Source organism: Massiliimicrobium timonense, assembly GCF_002160865.1.
Classification (GTDB): Bacteria; Bacillota_I; Bacilli_A; order Erysipelotrichales; family Coprobacillaceae; genus Allocoprobacillus.
Window position 1 is genome coordinate 1 of the sequence record NZ_NFLJ01000034.1, and the last position, 18,463, is coordinate 18,463.

The 18,463-nt window shown below is 31.1% G+C and carries 22 protein-coding genes; all 22 read left to right on the top strand.

What is annotated here, in order from left to right; translation table 11 throughout:
- The first annotated feature begins 118 nt into the window (after nucleotides 1-118).
- The 22 genes from B5E75_RS10890 (at nucleotide 119) to B5E75_RS10995 (ending at nucleotide 18,463) form a co-directional block, all read left to right on the top strand.
- A complete protein-coding gene (locus B5E75_RS10890; protein ID WP_087359151.1) occupies nucleotides 119-661 on the top strand; it encodes a sigma factor-like helix-turn-helix DNA-binding protein in 543 nt (180 codons plus the stop codon).
- A gap of 143 nt (nucleotides 662-804) precedes the next feature.
- Nucleotides 805-1,236: a terminase small subunit gene (locus B5E75_RS10895; protein ID WP_087359152.1), complete on the top strand. Its 432-nt coding sequence runs from the start codon at nucleotides 805-807 to the stop codon at nucleotides 1,234-1,236.
- A gap of 68 nt (nucleotides 1,237-1,304) precedes the next feature.
- Nucleotides 1,305-2,546, top strand: a complete 1,242-nt coding sequence (locus B5E75_RS10900; protein ID WP_087359154.1) for a PBSX family phage terminase large subunit — start codon at nucleotides 1,305-1,307, stop codon at nucleotides 2,544-2,546.
- A 97-nt stretch (nucleotides 2,547-2,643) separates the two neighbouring features.
- Nucleotides 2,644-4,119, top strand: a complete 1,476-nt coding sequence (locus B5E75_RS10905; RefSeq protein ID WP_206413985.1) for a phage portal protein — start codon at nucleotides 2,644-2,646, stop codon at nucleotides 4,117-4,119.
- Nucleotides 4,109-6,181, top strand: coding sequence for a minor capsid protein (locus tag B5E75_RS10910; RefSeq protein WP_087359156.1), 2,073 nt, complete (start codon nucleotides 4,109-4,111; stop codon nucleotides 6,179-6,181). The genes B5E75_RS10905 and B5E75_RS10910 overlap by 11 nt, the downstream gene beginning before the upstream one ends.
- Before the next feature lies 1 nt (nucleotide 6,182).
- Nucleotides 6,183-6,434, top strand: coding sequence for a hypothetical protein (locus B5E75_RS10915; protein WP_087359158.1), 252 nt, complete (start codon nucleotides 6,183-6,185; stop codon nucleotides 6,432-6,434).
- Between the two features lie 72 nt (nucleotides 6,435-6,506).
- Entirely contained in the window at nucleotides 6,507-6,722 is a 216-nt protein-coding gene (locus B5E75_RS14455) for a hypothetical protein (protein ID WP_143746962.1), read from the top strand.
- A complete protein-coding gene (locus B5E75_RS10920) occupies nucleotides 6,700-7,308 on the top strand; it encodes a phage scaffolding protein (protein WP_162607686.1) in 609 nt (202 codons plus the stop codon). Before B5E75_RS14455 ends, B5E75_RS10920 begins: the two co-directional genes overlap by 23 nt.
- A gap of 27 nt (nucleotides 7,309-7,335) precedes the next feature.
- Nucleotides 7,336-8,517 (top strand): phage coat protein, encoded by a 1,182-nt coding sequence (locus tag B5E75_RS10925; protein ID WP_087359161.1) that lies wholly within the window; start codon nucleotides 7,336-7,338, stop codon nucleotides 8,515-8,517.
- 12 nt (nucleotides 8,518-8,529) lie between these two features.
- Nucleotides 8,530-8,955, top strand: a complete 426-nt coding sequence (locus B5E75_RS10930; RefSeq protein WP_087359163.1) for a hypothetical protein — start codon at nucleotides 8,530-8,532, stop codon at nucleotides 8,953-8,955.
- Nucleotides 8,931-9,305, top strand: coding sequence for a hypothetical protein (locus tag B5E75_RS10935; protein ID WP_087359165.1), 375 nt, complete (start codon nucleotides 8,931-8,933; stop codon nucleotides 9,303-9,305). Before B5E75_RS10930 ends, B5E75_RS10935 begins: the two co-directional genes overlap by 25 nt.
- On the top strand, nucleotides 9,305-9,727 hold the full coding sequence (locus B5E75_RS10940) for an HK97 gp10 family phage protein (RefSeq protein WP_087359167.1): 423 nt from the start codon (nucleotides 9,305-9,307) through the stop codon (nucleotides 9,725-9,727). Before B5E75_RS10935 ends, B5E75_RS10940 begins: the two co-directional genes overlap by 1 nt.
- Nucleotides 9,724-10,146: a phage tail terminator family protein gene (locus tag B5E75_RS10945; protein WP_087359169.1), complete on the top strand. Its 423-nt coding sequence runs from the start codon at nucleotides 9,724-9,726 to the stop codon at nucleotides 10,144-10,146. Before B5E75_RS10940 ends, B5E75_RS10945 begins: the two co-directional genes overlap by 4 nt.
- 2 nt (nucleotides 10,147-10,148) lie before the next feature.
- On the top strand, nucleotides 10,149-10,337 hold the full coding sequence (locus B5E75_RS10950; protein WP_087359171.1) for a hypothetical protein: 189 nt from the start codon (nucleotides 10,149-10,151) through the stop codon (nucleotides 10,335-10,337).
- A 2-nt stretch (nucleotides 10,338-10,339) separates the two neighbouring features.
- Nucleotides 10,340-11,656 carry a phage tail sheath family protein gene (locus tag B5E75_RS10955; protein ID WP_087359173.1) on the top strand — a complete coding sequence of 439 codons (1,317 nt, stop codon included), beginning with the start codon at nucleotides 10,340-10,342 and terminating at the stop codon, nucleotides 11,654-11,656.
- 18 nt (nucleotides 11,657-11,674) lie between these two features.
- Nucleotides 11,675-12,148 carry a phage tail tube protein gene (locus tag B5E75_RS10960; protein WP_087359175.1) on the top strand — a complete coding sequence of 158 codons (474 nt, stop codon included), beginning with the start codon at nucleotides 11,675-11,677 and terminating at the stop codon, nucleotides 12,146-12,148.
- Between the two features lie 24 nt (nucleotides 12,149-12,172).
- Nucleotides 12,173-12,604: a phage tail assembly chaperone gene (locus tag B5E75_RS10965; protein ID WP_087359177.1), complete on the top strand. Its 432-nt coding sequence runs from the start codon at nucleotides 12,173-12,175 to the stop codon at nucleotides 12,602-12,604.
- Nucleotides 12,605-12,836: 232 nt separating this feature from the next.
- Nucleotides 12,837-15,860 carry a tape measure protein gene (locus B5E75_RS10975; protein ID WP_087359181.1) on the top strand — a complete coding sequence of 1,008 codons (3,024 nt, stop codon included), beginning with the start codon at nucleotides 12,837-12,839 and terminating at the stop codon, nucleotides 15,858-15,860.
- Nucleotide 15,861: 1 nt separating this feature from the next.
- Nucleotides 15,862-16,605 carry a phage baseplate protein gene (locus tag B5E75_RS10980; RefSeq protein ID WP_087359183.1) on the top strand — a complete coding sequence of 248 codons (744 nt, stop codon included), beginning with the start codon at nucleotides 15,862-15,864 and terminating at the stop codon, nucleotides 16,603-16,605.
- A gap of 1 nt (nucleotide 16,606) precedes the next feature.
- On the top strand, nucleotides 16,607-17,566 hold the full coding sequence (locus B5E75_RS10985) for an XkdQ/YqbQ family protein (RefSeq protein WP_087359185.1): 960 nt from the start codon (nucleotides 16,607-16,609) through the stop codon (nucleotides 17,564-17,566).
- Nucleotides 17,559-18,053, top strand: a complete 495-nt coding sequence (locus B5E75_RS10990; protein ID WP_087359186.1) for a DUF2577 domain-containing protein — start codon at nucleotides 17,559-17,561, stop codon at nucleotides 18,051-18,053. The genes B5E75_RS10985 and B5E75_RS10990 overlap by 8 nt, the downstream gene beginning before the upstream one ends.
- Nucleotides 18,054-18,055: 2 nt before the next feature.
- Nucleotides 18,056-18,463: a DUF2634 domain-containing protein gene (locus B5E75_RS10995; protein WP_087359188.1), complete on the top strand. Its 408-nt coding sequence runs from the start codon at nucleotides 18,056-18,058 to the stop codon at nucleotides 18,461-18,463.

Consider the following 18,463-nt stretch of genomic DNA (forward strand, 5'->3'; position numbering starts at 1 on the left):
TTGAGTTATTAAATAAAGGAATGTAAAAACATTAAATTATAATAATCTCTTAAAAAATATATAAATAGTATATAATATTGTACCTTGTACTATTGAAAGAAAGGAATGAAAAAAAGATATGAAAAAAGAAGCTAAAGAATTAGCTGCCGAAACTGCAAAGCAGACCGTTCTTGAACTGATGAAGAACAACATGATCAAAAGTGACAAGAGAACACCTTTTCAGAAAACTGAATTACTGCTTTATAATTACAACAGTTTTCTTGAAGTCATAAAGAACAGAGAAGAACAGATTGCTGAACTTCAAGAGAACGGTTTAAGAAAACATTCCATCAGTATATTACCAGCTATGAACATGTCACATGACAGTTATATAAAAAGTGAACAGGAAAAGATAGATGAAAAGATTGCTGAAATCCAGTTTAATATAACAACAACAAAGAATTTTATTAATGTCATTGACAAAGAACTAGAGGGTTTAAGAAATGAAAAATATTTTGACATCATAAGAATGAAATACTTTGAAGGAAAGACACATGATGAAATTGCTGAATATTATCACTGTGATGTCAAAACTGTATCAAGACAGAAAAATAACTTGATCAGCAAATTGCAGATCAGATTATTCAGTGATGAAAGCATCAGATATATCCTTTTGTCTTGACAAAAATGTCCTTTTGCTAGTCCTTTTAGGTGTCCTTTACGAACACTTTTATATATGTTATAATTATTACAGTGAAAAATTAGGTTGAAGAACTAGATGTGTGCTAGTTCTTTTTTATTTTTTAAGGAAAGGAGTATTCTGTAATGAAGCTAACTGCAAAACAAAAAAGATTCTGTGATGAATATTTGATTGATTGCAACGGTACACAGGCAGCAATAAGGGCTGGGTACAGCAAAAGGAGTGCTAGGGCTATTGCTACTGAAAACTTGGCTAAACCTTACATTCGTGAATATATAGATGAACAGTTGAAGAAGATTGAAAACAGTAACGTAGCTGATGCTAAAGAAGTTATGGAATACTTGACTACTGTTATGCGTGGTCAATCAAGATCAAGTGTTTTATCTATGTGCGGTGACGGTATGCAAGAGATCATAGAAAAACCACCAGATGAAAAAGAAAAAATGAAAGCGGCTGAACTGATTGGTAAGCGTTATGGTATGTTCAAGGATAACGTTAATTTAGATGCTGATGTAGGAGTTACTATCATAGATGATATACCAATTGATGATGATTAGTAACATACTAGTAACAAAATAACTCAAAACACCTTGTTTTATGAGGTGTTTTTATTATTGGGCAATATATGAGTAAGAATATTTCATTATCCAAAGTTGTAGGTAAAGGTTATAACAAATACTGGCATTTTAAAGGACGTTACAGGGTATGTAAGGGATCACGTGCTTCCAAAAAGTCTAAAACAACCGCTTTGTGGTATATCAATAACATGATGAAATATAAAGGTGCAAATACTCTTGTCATTAGAAAAACATATAGGACACTGCATGACAGTTGTTTTACTGAATTACAGTGGGCTATAAATCGTTTGGGTGTATCTAAATATTGGGATATAAAAGAAAGTCCATTGGAAATGACTTATATACCAACTGGACAGAAAATTTATTTCAGAGGTCTTGATGATCCATTGAAAGTTACTTCAATAACCGTTAAAAATGGTTCTCTTTGCTGGTGCTGGATAGAAGAAGCATATGAAATCATGAATGAAAGTGATTTTGATATGATAGATGAATCTATTCGTGGTATCGTTGAAGGTAATTTATTTAAACAGATTACATTGACATTCAACCCATGGAATGAACATCACTGGATTAAGAAAAGATTTTTTGATGATCCAGATGATAATGTTCTAGCCATGACAACCAATTACATGTGTAATGAATGGCTAGATGAAGCTGATAAAAGGGTTTTTGAAAAGATGAAGAAAAGCAACCCTAGAAGATATAGGGTAGCTGGTTTAGGTGAATGGGGTATTGTTGATGGTTTGGTTTTTGAAAACTGGGAAGAAAAACTATTTGATATTGAAGAAATCAGGAAGATTTCAACAATTAATAGCGCTTTTGGCTTGGACTTTGGTTATGTCAATGATCCATCAGCTTTATTTTGTGGTCTTATTGATATACCATCTAAAATTATTTATGTTTTTGATGAAATGTATAAAAAGGGATTATCAAATGAAAGAATTGCTGAAACCATAAGTGATATGGGATATGCAAAAGAAAAAATTACTGCTGACAGTGCAGAAAAGAAAAGTATAGACCGATTGTATGATTTGGGATTGTATCGTATCAGAGCAGCACAAAAAGGCAGAGATAGTATTAATGCTGGAATTGATTATATACAGGACTTTAAAATAATCATTCACCCAACATGTGTTAATTTTATAACTGAAATATCCAATTACACATGGCAAGAAGATAAGAGTGGTAAGAAGATCAATAAACCAATTGATGATTTCAATCACTTGATGGACGCTATGCGTTATGCACTGGAAGATTACAGTTTAGGCGATACATTCAGTTTTGATTAAAAGTAACATACTAGTAACAGATCATCTTATTTTTCCAGTAAATATAAGGTGATTTTATTATGAGTTCATATTTTGTAAGGATAAGTGAGGTGAAAATGTGAATAGATTTCAAGATTTCTTATATCGTTTCATTTTTGAAGAAAGAACAGATATTCTAAATGACGGTGATATGATCATTAAAGAAATTAATGATTTCAAAACATCATTCAGAAGAAGATGTATGATAGATGGTGAACGATATTATGAAGGTAAACATGATATTTTACATGTCAAAAGAACGGTTATAGGTGAAGGTGGTGTATTGACAGAAGTTGACAACTTACCCAATCATCATGTAATTGATAACCAGTATGCTAAAATGGTAAACCAGAAGAAAAATTATTTGTTAGGACAGCCTTTTGTGATACAGAGTGACAATGAAGCATACTCTAAAGCATTGAATGAAGTATTTAACAAAAGGTTTATGAGAATGATGAAAAACATTCTTGAGGACAGTTTAAATGAAGGCATCAGTTATTTATATGTTGGTTATGATGAAGAAGGGCATTTGAAATTTACAAAACTAAAAGGTCATGAAGTTGTTCCTTTGTGGAAAGATAGTGATCATACTGAATTAGATGGTGCTATTCGTTTTTATCCAACAGTTATTGAAAACAGACATGAAAAAAGAATTGTTGAAAAAATAGAAGTATATAATACTGATGGTGTTTATCGAATGACATTAGATGATGGTAGGCTGATTGCTGATGAAACTAATCCATACGAACCATATATTACTGTTTCAAATGATGATGGAAGTGAAGAATGTTTAAACTGGGTAAATATTCCTATCATTCCATTCAAATACAATTCTAAAGAAATACCTTTACTGAAAAAAGTAAAATCATTACAGGACGGTATTAATCAAATTCTTTCTACTTTCCAGAACAATATGGAAGAAGATAGCAGAAATACAATATTGGTACTTGTTAATTATGATGGTCAAAATTTAGGTGAATTTAGAAGAAATTTAGCACAGTATGGGGCGGTTAAGGTTAGAAGCAGAGATGGTAATAGTGGTGATGTAAAATCATTACAGGTTGAAGTTAATGCAGAAAATTATAAAATCATTCTTGAATTATTCAAGAAAGCATTAATTGAAAATGCCATGGGATTTGATGCAAAAGATGATAGACTTGCTGGAAATCCTAACCAGATGAATATACAAAGCATGTATAGTGATATTGATTTAGATGCCAATGATATTGAAACAGGGTTCCAGGCAAGTTTTGAACAACTGTTATGGTTTATCAACTGTCATTTTTCAAATACAGGTATTGGCAATTTTGAAAATGAAGATGTTGAAGTCATTTTTAACAGAGATATGCTTATGAATGAAAGTGAAATTATTGATAATGTCAATAAGTCTACTGATCTATCATTGGAAACAAGATTAGCTAATCACCCTTGGATTGATGATGTTGATGATGAACTGGAAAAGATTGAAAAGCAGAAAGATGAAGAAATGAACAGTTATATAAATGCTTTTCAACCAAAAACCAATAGTGATGGTGATGATGTAGATGAAGAATAGTGAATACTGGAAGAAAAGATTTGAACAGTTGGAAAATGCATCACATCAAAAAGGAACTGAATTTTATCAAAATCTTAATGATCAGTTTGTTAATGCCCAAAGCCAGATTGATAAAGAAATTAGATCATGGTATCAGAGATTTGCAGTTAATAACAACATTTCCATTACAGAAGCTAAAAAACTGTTAAATAAACAGGAATTAAGCGAACTGAAATGGACAGTTAATGAATACATCAAATACGGTGAACAGAACGCACTTGATGGTATGTTTATGAAGCAATTAGAAAATGCAAGTGCAAGATACCATATATCAAGGCTGGAAGCATTAAAATTAAATACACAATGTATCATTGAAAAACTGTATGGGAATAAAACAGATGAAATCACTGATTTTATAAAAAACATATACAGTGACAACATGTATCATTCCATGTATGAACTTCAAAAAGGGTTCAATATTGGCTGGAACTTTTCTAATATAGATGAAAAGAAACTTGAAAAGTTAATATCAAAGCCTTGGGCGGTTGATGGTATTAATTTTAGTGAAAGAATATGGAATGATAAAAAGAAATTGATAAATGAAGTAAACAATGAATTAACTTCTATGTGTTTAACTGGCAAAAGTCCAGATAAGGCAGTAGAAAACATTGCTAAAAAAATGAAAACTTCAAAATCACGTGCTAAATCAATTGTTTATACTGAAAGTTCTTATTTCCAATCACAGAGTGATAGAGATACATTTGAAAAATTTGGCTGTGAGAAATATGAAATTCTTGCTACTCTTGATTCAAGGACAAGTGAAACGTGTCAACAGATGGACGGAAGTGTTTTTGATTTAGATGAATATGAAGTTGGTGTATCAGCACCACCATTTCACCCATATTGCAGAACTGTTATGATACCTTATTTTGATGATGAGTTTTCTATTGATGAAAGAGCAGCAAGAGATGAAGAAACTGGTAAAACTTACTATGTACCTTCAAATGTTAAGTATGACGAATGGAAAGCTGCTTTTGTTGATGGTGATCGTAGCGGTTTTGATGAGATTACCACAAAAGGTAAGAAACATTTTAAAAAAAATGATATTAATTTTGATTTAAACAAAAACAATGGTACAATTAAAGTGAAAGAAGTATTAGACATTAAGAACTTTCCAAATGCTTTTACTGATAAACGTGAAATTAAAAATACTCAAACTATGCTGGATTATATTAATAATTTGAAAGATGCTGATGTTAAAGTATTGAAGCTATATAACAACATGGATAAAATGGAAAACATTGAAAGTCAAGGTATTCCATTCAAGATAACTCATACTAAAAACCATGCATTATCAATGACTTATAATAATCTTACAAAAGAAATTATAGATGTAAAATTAAACATTCCAAAATTAAGTGGTGATAATTTGAGTGGTCAAATAGGAGTTATATTACATGAAGAAATGCATTATATTGATTTCTTAAATAGAGCAGATGTTAAGAAATATTCTTCATATTTTAGTACACAGCAAAAAGGACTAGTTAATATAGTTTCACAAAAGACAGATTATATTGGTGAAGATGCAAAAAAATTATTTGATCAGTTTAAAGATGAATATAGAAATATTACAAATAAAATATTTCAAGATTATCAGATTAAAATTAGTGATCTAACTGATGATTATATCAATAAATATGGTAATGCTAATGTTGGTGTTATATCATTGCCAGTTAAAAAATATAAAGAATTAAACAAACTTATTAAAAAATTAAAAACGGAAAGAACAAACTTAATTGATTATGAAGCTAGAAATATTATGGGTGGAAGTATAGGAAATCTACAAGATATTTATGATGCATTAAGTGGCGGTTCGTTACGTGATAAAGGTACAATTTTATTTGGTCATGGTACTAGATATTATGTAAATATTGATAGCAGAGTTAAAGAAATTGTTGCTAATTACGGTTCATTATCAGTATTAAGACCAGATTTAATTGAGATATTGAGAAAAGATTATCCAAAACTGGTTGATGAACTGGATAAATATATTGATGAATTATTAAAGAAAGTTGGTGTTTAAAATGTTGATTGTTCCAGAAAATGCAACTAAAGAAGAAATTAAAATACTTGAAAAAAAGGACATTATACAAAATTTACTGATGAAAGTTTATGATCCTTTATTTACACAATTTTTTGATGAAGATAGTAATGAACTGTTAGATGAAAAAATTGACGTTTTAAATCAGCTTTTCAATGGTAAAACACCAGATGAAATTGAACATTATTATGATGTATTAGAATTATATCCTAAAGATGGTAACATGTGGGATTAGTTCTTTACATAAATATTTACGAAAGACACATGATTTTATGTGTCTTTTTTATTTTGAAAAGGGGGAAATATCATGGCAGAAGGATTAAAGCCACACCATCATCAATATTACCATTTAAAGACGATTAGATATTATGACAAAGTGAAACACTGTATGGTCAAAAGATTTGTCTATAAATGTATGATATGTGGCAAGGAATACTATGAACCATATGAATATGAACCACGTACCAAAAGGAAAAGATATAAAGAAAGGAAAGGTAAAAATGAAAAAAGAAAAGTTAATTGAGTTAGGTTTAGATGAAGAAACCGCAAAAAAAGTTGAAAAGGAAAGTGAAAATGAGTTAACTGATTATGTACCAAGAGCACAATTTGATATTGTGGTTAAAGAACGTGATGCGGCTAATGAAACCATCAAAGAAAGAGATGGTCAATTAGAGAAATTAAAAGGTGTAAATGTTGAAGAATTGCAAAATCAAATTACTAATCTTCAAAATGAAAACAAACAGAAAGATGAAGATTATGCTAAAGAGATTAAACAGTTAAGAGTTAATAACGCAATTGAAAGCGAATTAACAAAAAATGGTGCTTTAAACATGAAGGCGGTAAAAGCCTTATTAGATGTGGATATTGACAAAATCAATGTCAAAGAAGATGGAACACTGGAAGGATTAAACATTGATGAACAGATTAAAACATTAAAAGAGGCGGAAGATTCTAAATTTATGTTTAAAGAAGAAAAAAAGAAATTCAAGGGTGCTAATCCATCAAAAAGTACTGGTAAAAAAGGTAATGATGATGGGGTAGATTTGTCAAAAATGACTTATGAAGAAATAGCAAAATACCTTGAAGAAAATCCAGATGTTGAATTGTAATAAAAAGAGATAAAGGAGTGATATATTATGGCACAATTCGATTCTAAAAGTTTTAATGAAAAAGCATTTAAATATTCTGTTGAACGTGTTCCAAATATGAAAATGAATGAGTTGAAAAAATCAAGGGTATTAGCTGGTAATACAGATATTGATAATGCCTTTACAACTCAAAATGGTACTGCTTATGCCAGAATTGCTTTCAAAGGTTTAGCAGATGGTGAAGCGGTAAATTATGATGGTCAAACTGATATTACAGCAAGTAGAACAAAAACTTATGAACAAGGTGTAGTTGTTGTTGGTCGTGCGAAAGCATGGGTTGAAAGTGACTTCTCATATGATATTACTGGTGGTGTTGATTTCATGGAAAATGTGGCACAACAGGTAGCTGAATATAAAGACGGTTTAGATCAGGAAACAATTTTAGCAATTTTAGATGGTATTTTTGCAATGAATACTGGTGCTAAAAACAAAGAATTTGTTCAAAAACATACTTTTGTTACTGATGGTAATATGACCGCTACAACTTTAAACACTGCTACAAATAAAGCATGTGGGGCAAATAAAAAGAAATTTGCATTAGTGTTTATGCACAGTGATGTTTCAACTAACTTAGAAAACTTAAATTTAATTGAACATTTGAAATTTACTGATAAAAACGGTGTACAACGCGAATTGGATTTAGGTACATGGAACGGTAAATTAGTTGTCATTGATGATTATATGCCTATTAAAGTTGTAACTGCACATTATGAAAGAGCAGAAGCATCAGATGAAGGGGCTTTAAAAGTCGTTGAAAGTAGTGCAACTGCTGGTGAAATTAACAAAGCTGATGTAACTGCTGATATTTCTGATATTGCAGCAAATGAATATGTTGTATTGGTTGGTGAATATACTGAATATACTTCATACTGCTTAGGTGAAGGTTCATTCTCTTATAAAGATGTTGGTGCTAAAGTTCCTTATGAAATGTCACGTGACCCAAAAACTAACGGTGGTGAAGATACTTTATACACTCGTCAAAGAAAAATCTTCTCACCTCGTGGTATTTCTTATGAAAAGGCAGTACAGGCATCATTGTCACCAACTGATGAAGAATTAGCTAATGGTAAAAACTGGTCATTGGTATGTTCTGGTGAAACTAGAGAAACAGACAGAACATATATTGATCATAGAGCGATTGCGATTTGTAAGATTGTTTCTCGTGGTTAGTGAGTGATCTAAATGAATGAAAAAATCAAACTGTTGATCAGTAATGAAAATATCAGTATTGAATTTATTGATTTGGTTTTGAAAAGACTTGAAACATTAGGTTATGAATGTGCAGAAGGTGATGAGTTTCTCACTGCCTTCTCTATTCAAAAAATCGAAAATACAATCAAAAATGAATGTAATGTTACTGAAATTCCAGACGGTTTAAAATACATTGCAGTTGATATGATATGTGGTGAAATACTGCTGAATAAAAAACAGACAAATTCATTAGGTGATAATTTTTCAATTGACAGTGCTTTAAAAAGTATAAAACTTGGTGATACTACTGTTCAATTAGATGATGAAAGTGATGAAAGTAAATTGAATGTATTGATCAATCATCTAATTAACTATGGTACAGATGAATTTATATGTTATCGAAAGCTCAAGTGGTAAAAACAAGAAAAGCAATTGAAAGATTATATACACATACATGTACTGTTGTAATTAAACAGAAAGTTAAAAAAGCTGATCATTCAACAAGTTTTACTGAAACCAAATTGTTTGAAAATCAGCCATGCAGATTATCATTTTCTAATGTTTCTGTTGTTAATGAAATCTCACATGCAAGTTTGAAAGAACAGGAAGTTAAATTATTTATTTCACCAGAGATAAATATTGAAGAAGGTTCTAAAATCATTGTCAATCATGATGGAATTGAAAGTTTATTTTCAAAAAGTGGTATTCCAGCAGTATATCCAACACACCAGGAAATCAAATTAGATGTGTTTAAGGATTGGGCATAATGGGAACAAAATCAAACACTAAAGAACTTCAAGAACTGATAAAAAGAATTGAGGATTTTGTAGAAAATAAAGATGAAATTCTAACCATGCTTACAAATGAAATAGCATTGAGGTTGTGGCGAAAAGTTAGACAAAAAACACCAGTTGGAAAATATCCAAAAGGTTCAAGTAAACATGGCGGTACTTTAAGACGTGGCTGGACTATTGGTGAAATCACTGAAAGTAACGGTGTCTATAAAGTTGAAATTATTAACAATGTTGAATATGCACCTTATGTTGAATTTGGTCACAGGACTAGAAATCATAAGGGTTGGGTAAACGGTGTTTATATGCTAACTGTTTCAGAACAGGAAATAGATGAAAATTTGGATAAAATTATAAAGCAGAAGTTGAAAAAGGTTTTAAAGAAGGTGTTTGAATGATAAATAAAATTATTAGTGCAATTTCTAAAGCTATTTATTTAGAATTTGGTGATAAATATGAGATATATACAGAAGATGTCAAGCAAGGTTTACAAGAACCTTGTTTTTCTATTTTCTGTATAAATCCATCTATAAGACAGTTTTTTGACAAGAGATATAAAACTACCAACACATTCAGTATTCTTTATTTTCCAGAAAAAGAGAACATACAGGAAGAAATAAATGATGTTAGAGAAAGATTATTTAACTGCCTTGAATATATCAGTGATGAAAATGATTTATTAAGAGGTACAAATATGAATACTCAAGTTGTTGACGGGGTTTTAAATTTTCTTGTTAATTATGACTTTTTTGTTACAAAAACTGTTACAAGTGACAATATGGAAAGTTTTGAAGGTATTACAAAAGGAGTGAAATAATTATGGCTAGAAAAGCAGCAGAGAAAAGTGAAAAAGAAATTCCAAAATTCTCTAAAGAAGCTATTATTAATTCTAAAACATTCAAACCGTTACAAGATGCTTTGAATGTTATTTTAAAAGATGAAGAAAAGTATTCAATCAATGAAGTTACAAAATTATTAGATGATTTTATGAAAGGTAAGGTGAAATAATTATGGCTTTAGGTGGTGGAACTTTTACAAGTATGAACAAAAAATTACCAGGTTCATATATTAACTTTATTTCAGCAAGTGCAGCTAATTCTACTTTAAGTGATCGTGGTATTGCTGCCATGGCATTTACATTAGACTGGGGTAAAGATGATGAAGTATTTACTGTAAATGCTGATGATTTCCAGAAAAATGCACAAGCCATTTTTGGATATGACTATTCACACCCAAAAATGAAAGGTTTACGTGATCTATTTTTGAACATCAGAACATTATACGCTTATAAGTTAAATTCGGCTGGTGTTAAAGCATCAAACACATTTGCTACTGCTAAATATGGCGGTGTTCGTGGAAATGATCTAAAAATCGTTATTCAGAGAAATGTTGATGAAACAACAAAATATGATGTCATGACATATTTAGGAACTGTTAAAGTTGATACACAAACAGTTACTAAAGCGAGTGATTTAATTGATAATGATTACGTAACATTCAAAACTGATGCAACATTAGCGGTAACTGCTTCTACACCATTGACTAATGGAACTAACGGTGAAGATGTTACAAGTGCTAATCATCAATCATTCTTGAATAAAATTGAAAGTTATTCATTTAATGTAATTGGTGTAGTAAGTGAAGATAAACCAATCAATCAGTTGTATTCTCAATTTGCTAAAAGAATGAGAAATGAATATGGTATTAAATTTCAATCAGTAACTTGGAATAATGCAAGTGATGATGAATCTAACATCAATGTTAAAAATGAAATCGTTATTGAAGAAGGTTTTAATAAAGCCAGTGCAGTTTACTGGACAACTGGTGTTCAAGCTGGTTGTGAAATTAATGAATCTTGTCAGAATACTGTATATAATGGTGAATTTACAATCAAAACTGATTATACACAAACTGAATTAGAACAGGCAATTGATAATGGTGAATTTGTATTCCATAAGGTCGCTAATGATATAAGAGTATTAGATGATATTAACTCACTTGTTACAACTACTGATGAAAAAGGTGAAATCTTCAAAAGCAATCAGACAATCAGAGTTATTGATAACATTGGTAATGACATGGCTACATTATTCAATACAAAATATCTTGGCAAAATTCCTAATGATGCTTCTGGTCGTGTTTCATTGTGGAGTGATATTGTAAACATCTTCAATGAATTAAATACTATCAGAGCAATTGAAAACTTCAACAGTGAAAATGTAACTGTTGAACTTGGAAATACAAAGAAAGATGTTGTTGTTACAGTAAATGAAATTGAAATTGTCGGTGTCATGGGTAAATTATACATGACTAATACAATTAAATAGAAAGGAAGGTAAACAGATATGGCAAACAATATTACTATGAAATCAAGTGATACATTAGCTGCTGGTTTAGCTGAATGTTATCTTACTATTGGTTCAAGAAGATACAACTTCATGCAAGCCAAAAATCTTGAAGCTAACTTTGATAAAAGCAAAACAGAAGTACCCATCTTGGGTAAAACTGGTAAAGGAAACAGAGCAACAGGTTGGAGCGGTACAGGTTCATGTAATGCCCATTATAACCAGTCTATTATCAGACAGATGTTATTGGATTATAAGAACACTGGTAAAGATACTTATTTTGAAATACAGATCACAAATGAAGACCCTACTTCAAGTGTTGGTAGACAAACAGTTGTTTTAAAAGACTGTAATGTTGACGGCGGTATCTTAGCTAAGTTTGATGCTGACGGTGATTTACTTGATGAAGATTTTGATTTTACATTTGATGATTTTGAAATGCCAGAAAGCTTTAAATTACTTGCTGGTATGTAATTATAGAAAGGTAGGAAATAAACTATGGGAAAATTTACAAAATTCATGAAAGCAAACAAAAAGAAAAGAGAAAATGTTTTTATTGAAGCCACTGAAACATTAATTGATCCAGATACTAATAAACCTTTAAAATGGGAATTACGTGCTTTAGATACAAGAGAAGCACAGGCTATTCAAGATGAATGTACTGCTGAAATTCCTATTGGAAGAACTGGACAGTATCGAACAAAATTAAATACACAAAAATATATTGCTAAATTATTATGTGCATCAGTTGTTTATCCAGATCTATATGATAAGGAATTACAGGATTCATACGGTGTAGCAACACCAGAAGAATTGATCAAAGAAATGATTGATGATGTTGGTGAATACAATGCATTAGTTGATTTTGTTCAAAAATACAATCATTTAGATAAAACTTTAAGTGAAAAGGTTGAAGAAGCAAAAAACTAATTAATGATGGTGATAGTGAAGCAAACATTGCTTACTATTGCCTTCATAAATTGCATATTTTACCTTCTCAATTTTTAAATCTTGATGATGAAGAAAAAGCATTTGTAATAGCTTCTATTAAAATTAAGATAGAAAATGACAAAAAGAAAGAGAAAGAAATGAAAAGAAAGAGCAGAAGCAAAAAGCGTTAAACTCTTTCTTTTTTATTTTATATTGAAAGAAGGTGAAATAAATGAGTATAAGTTCAACTATTGAATTACAGGATAAAATGACCGCACCACTGTTAAATATGGTTGGTGCATTAAATCAAATTGTAAATTCATTTGAAGTAATTGATGATGTTAGTACAATTGACACTTCAAGCATTGAAAAAGCGGTACAATCTTTAAAAGGTGCAAGTTTAGAATTATCCAGATTAGATAATTTAAGTGCTGAACCAAAAGTTGAACCAGTTATTGATAACTTCAATGCACAGCCTATTGAAGTACCAATTAAATGGGATAGTTCAAACAACATTGATGTATTTACAAACAGTGGTGTTGAACGATTTGAACAGGAAATTTCCAATGCTAATTCACTATTAGATGATGTTGTATCTAATCAACAGAGAATATCAAATCAAGCTAATAATACTGATTTATTTCCACAGAACATGATAAATGATGTTAAAGGATTGGATAACAGAATTACAAGTTTGTTCTATCACATGCAGGATTTATCTAATAAATCATTAGATGATCTAGGCGGTGAGAAAGTCAATAATCAAGTTGAAAACTTGAGAAATCAGTTGAATATGGCTATCAGCTTACAGGAAAAATTGTCAACATCAATGGAAAACATGGATATTGATGAAGCCAATCAGGCATACAGACAATTAAATAATTTAATTGATAGCACTGAAAGAAACATACGTGATAACTTCAATGCACAGGAACAGTTTAACCAGTCCATTCAAGATGGTTCTTCATTCATGGACGGTCTAAAAGGAAAAATAGGAAGTGCAATAGCTGTCTATGCTTCTATGAAAACCATACAAAATGGTTTGGGTTTAGCTGATGAAATGAACCAGTTAAGTGCCAGATTAAACTTAATGAACAAAGGACTTCAAACAACACAGGAATTACAGGATATGATTTTTGTAAGTGCCCAGAGAGCGAGAAGTGAATATTTAAGTATGCAAAATATTGTTGCTGGATTGGGGCAACGTGCCAGTGATGCTTTTAGCAGTAATGGTGAAATATTACAGTTTGCTGAAAATCTTCAAAAGCAGTTTGTCATTGCTGGTGCAAGTCAAGAAGAAATGGCAGCCGCTTCACTTCAATTAACACAAGCCTTGGGTTCTGGTGTTCTTAGAGGTGACGAATTAAACAGTGTATTTGAACAGGCACCAAACGTTATTCAAACCATAGCTGATTATATGGGTGTTCCTATTGGTAAAATTCGTGAAATGGCAAGTGAAGGCGAAATCACTGCTGATATAGTCAAAAATGCAATGCTTGGGGCTACTGAAGAAATCAATGCACAGTTTGAATCAATGCCAAAAACATTTGGACAGATCATGACAAGCATACAGAATTATGGTGTCAAAGCATTTGAACCACTGTTACAGAAACTTACAGAAATTGGAAACAGTGAGGGTTTCAATGCATTAGTTCATGGAGTAACCAATGCGTTAATCATAGTTGCTAATGTAGTTACTACTATCTTTGGTTTAATAACAAGTGTAGCTGGTTTTGCATATGATCACTGGAATGTTATTGAACCAGTTATTATAGCTGCTGCGGTCGCTTTGGGGTTATATGTATCAGCTTTAACCGCTTATAAAATTACACAAGGTGTCATAAATACAATCAAAGGTATATCAATTGCTTTAGAAAAAGCACATATGGCAGCAATGTGGTTATCAAGTGATGCTACTTTTGCTGAAACCGCTGCACAATGGGGCTTAAATAGTGCATTGTTGGCTTGTCCTATTGGGTGGGTTGTTCTTGGGTTCATTGCTTTAGTTGCTATCCTATATATAGTGATTGCAGTTATAAATGAAGTATGCGGTACATCATTAAGTGCAACAGGTATTATAGCTGGTGCAGTTTTTGCATTAGGGGCTATTATTTATAATATAGGTGCTATGATCTATAATTTTTTAGTGTTCGTGATTGTCGGTATCTATAATATTGGATTGGCTGTAATTACAAATTTAGGTACATTGTGGAACTGGCTATGGGTATCAATAGCAAATATAGCGATACTTGTAATAAATACAATTATTGCTGCATTCGTCACTCTATATTCAATATTTGCAGTTATCGTTGCTGGACTAGGTGCAATTTTCGATTATGTATGGAAATTTGTAGCAAATATAGCTATCAGTGTAGCTGAATGGATAGTAAATAACTGGAATTCAGCAACTTTAAAAGTTCAGCAGTTTTTTGCAAATATTGGAAAGACTGGGGCAACTGCATTTAAATCAGTAACTAATGCCGCTGGAAGTGCGGCATCAGCAATAGCGAACGCTTTTGTTAGCGGTGCTAACGCTGCGATTAAAGCAATCAACTGGATTATAGATGCAATCAACTTGATTCCTGGTGTTGATATTGACAATGTAAAGAAAATTGGCAAGGTAGACTTAAAATTTGATACCAGCGGTATAGACAGTTATATCAGTGAAATGGACGGTATACTGAATAAAACTGCTGATACAGTTAGTTTTGATCGTTTTGAATATAATGGTTTCCAGATGCCAGACCTTCCAGATGTAGGAGATTATACACTTGATTTTTTAACACCAGAAGAATGGACCACACCAGAGGGATTAGCAGACCCATCAGATTATTATGCTGATTTCAAAGATATTGGTGAAGCCTACAACAACGGTTATGAATGGGGTTCTAATCTTGTGGACAGTATCAAAAATTTTGACCCAACACAAGAATTAACCGATTCATTACCAAATACAGATAATCTAACTGATTCTATTACTAAAGGTATTGATAATTCATCTTCAAGCCCAAATACAGGCAAGATTGCTGATAATACTGAAAAGATTGCTGACAGTATGGATATTACAGATGATGAATTGAAATATTTAAGAGATTTGGCGGAACAGGAAGCGATAAACCGTTTTACTACTGCTGAAATCAAACTAGAAATAACAAATAACAATAACATCAGTAAAGATACTGATTTAGATGGTGTTATTGATTATATGGCAAGTCAACTTGAAGAAAAAATGAATATTGCTGCGGAGGGGGTATAACATGTATAAGTTTTATTTAGATAAGATTTTATTACCTATTACCCCTTCTAAAGTTGAAACCACAATAAAAAATCAGAACAAAACACTTGTTCTGATCAATGAAGGGGAAATAAACATTTTAAAAAATGCTGGTCTAACTGAAATTACCTTTGATGCATTATTACCGCTTATTAATGATTATCCTTTTGCAGTTTATCAGGGGGATTTCCAGACCGCTGGTTATTTCCTGGAAAAAATTGAAAAACTAAAGACATCAAAAGAACCGTTTCAGTTCATCATAACAAGAAGATTTGAAAATAAACTGCTTTTCAGTACCAATATGAAGGTATCTTTAGAAGATTATACAATTACAGAAGATGCAACGGAAGGTGACTGTATAAAAGTAAGCATAAACTTAAAACAGTATCGTGATTATGGTACAAAAACGGTTGATATAAAACTTGATCCATACAAACCTAAACCAATTATTAAGGTGACTACTGAAAGATCTAAAACAACTACCACTACTACTAACAAAACTTCCAGCAGTTCAGCCGCTAAAAAAGCGGTCACAAAAGGCTGTACAGTTATTCTAAACGGTTATCTGTTCAGAGATAGCTATGGTAATGGCAGAGGTCAATACAGAAGCAATTTTAAAGGCAAGATAAATTTTATCAATACCAAAGGTTCTCACCCATACCACGTTACAACTATGAGTGGCGGGTGGCAAGGCTGGGTACTGGCTTCAGCGGTTCAGGTCGTTTAATATGGCAGTAGAATTAATTATACAGAATGGTACAAAAGCATACTTACCAGTTGTAGAAGATACTATTGAATGGACTACTGAAAGAAAGGGAGTACCTGGAAAATTAGCTTTTAAAATTTTAAATGATGGTCATATTGATATACAAGAAGGTAATGCAGTAAGATTCAAATATGATGATAAAAATGTATTTTTTGGTTTTATGTTTGAAAAAGGAACTGATAAATCTAAAGAAGTATCAATAACTTGTTATGATCAGTTAAGATACTTGAAAAATAAAGATACTTATGTTTATACTAATAAAACTGCTAAAGGATTTATAAAAATGGTTGCTGATGATTTTGGTTTAAGATGCGGTAATTTAATTGAAACGTCATGGACGATTTCAAACAGAGTTGAAGAAAATAAAACCTTATTTGATATGTTTCAGAACGCTTTGGATATAACACTTCAAAATACTGGTGAACTGTTTGTTTTATATGATGATTTTGGAAAATTAACACTTGATCATATTCAGAATATGAGAATACCATTACTTATTGATGAAGAAACAAGTGAAGATTATGATTATAAATCAAGTATTGATGGTGAAGTTTATAACCAGATTAAATTAACATATGATAATGAAAAAACTGGTAAAAGAGAAGTTTATATATCTAAAGATAGCAATCATATTAATGAATGGGGTTTACTTCAATATTATGAAACGATAGATGAAAATACAAATGGAAAGAGTAAGGCAAATGCCTTACTTTCTTTGTATAACAAAAAAATAAAGAGTTTAAAAATCAAGAATGTTTTAGGTGATGTTCGTGTTAGAGGTGGCTCAAGTGTAATTGTAAGACTAACCTTGATGGATATAAAAATAGATAGTTTTATGATAGTAGAAAAAGCAAAACATACTTTTACCAATAATTCACATCTTATGGATTTGGAACTGAAAGGCGGTGTTTTCAATGGCTGATATGCACGAAGTGATTAAAAAAATAGCATTAGCAGTTGTTGAAGAAAGTAAACCTACTGCGGTTCTTTTTGGTGAGGTTACAAGTGTATCACCATTGAAAATCACTATTGACCAGAAACTTACATTAGATGAAAATTTTCTAATTCTTACAAACAATGTAAGAGATCATAATGTAGATATGACTTTTGATTTCAGTACCAAATCAAAAACATTAGATGCAGATCATAAACACAATGCACAGTCAAGTGGCGGTATAAGTGTTACATCTAAATTAAACCCAGAACAGCCAGGTACAGTAATAGAAAATGAAGTGACAAATACATCTTCTACTTCTATTAGTGAAACTAAAATTGATTTAACTCATAGTCATGATATTAAAGGTAGAACAACTGTAACAGTTCATTATGGATTGAAAAAAGGTGAAAAGGTTATATTGATAAGATATAACAAAGGTCAAAAATTTTTAGTTTTAGATAGGGTGGTGTAATGATGTTACCAAATCAATATATTGATCTAAGCGAAAGTGATTTTGAAATTGAAGAAGAACAGAACACTGAAACTTATAAAATGATTATTCCATTACAAATTATAAATGGCAAAACTGATGAACAAGATGCAATGATACAGGCAATCTATAAAATATTGAATACAGAACGTTATGCATACCCTATTTACAGTGATAACTATGGTATAGAACTTATTGATCTCATTGGTGAAGATGCTGAATGGGTATGTGCTGAACTTCAAAGAAGAATAGAAGAAGCTTTATATCAAGATGAAAGAATAAAAGAAATAAATAATTTTGATTTTACTATCGAAGATAACAAAGTTCATGTTAGCTTTACTGTTTATACTGTTTATGGGTATACAACAATATCAAAGGGGGTGGAGTATTAA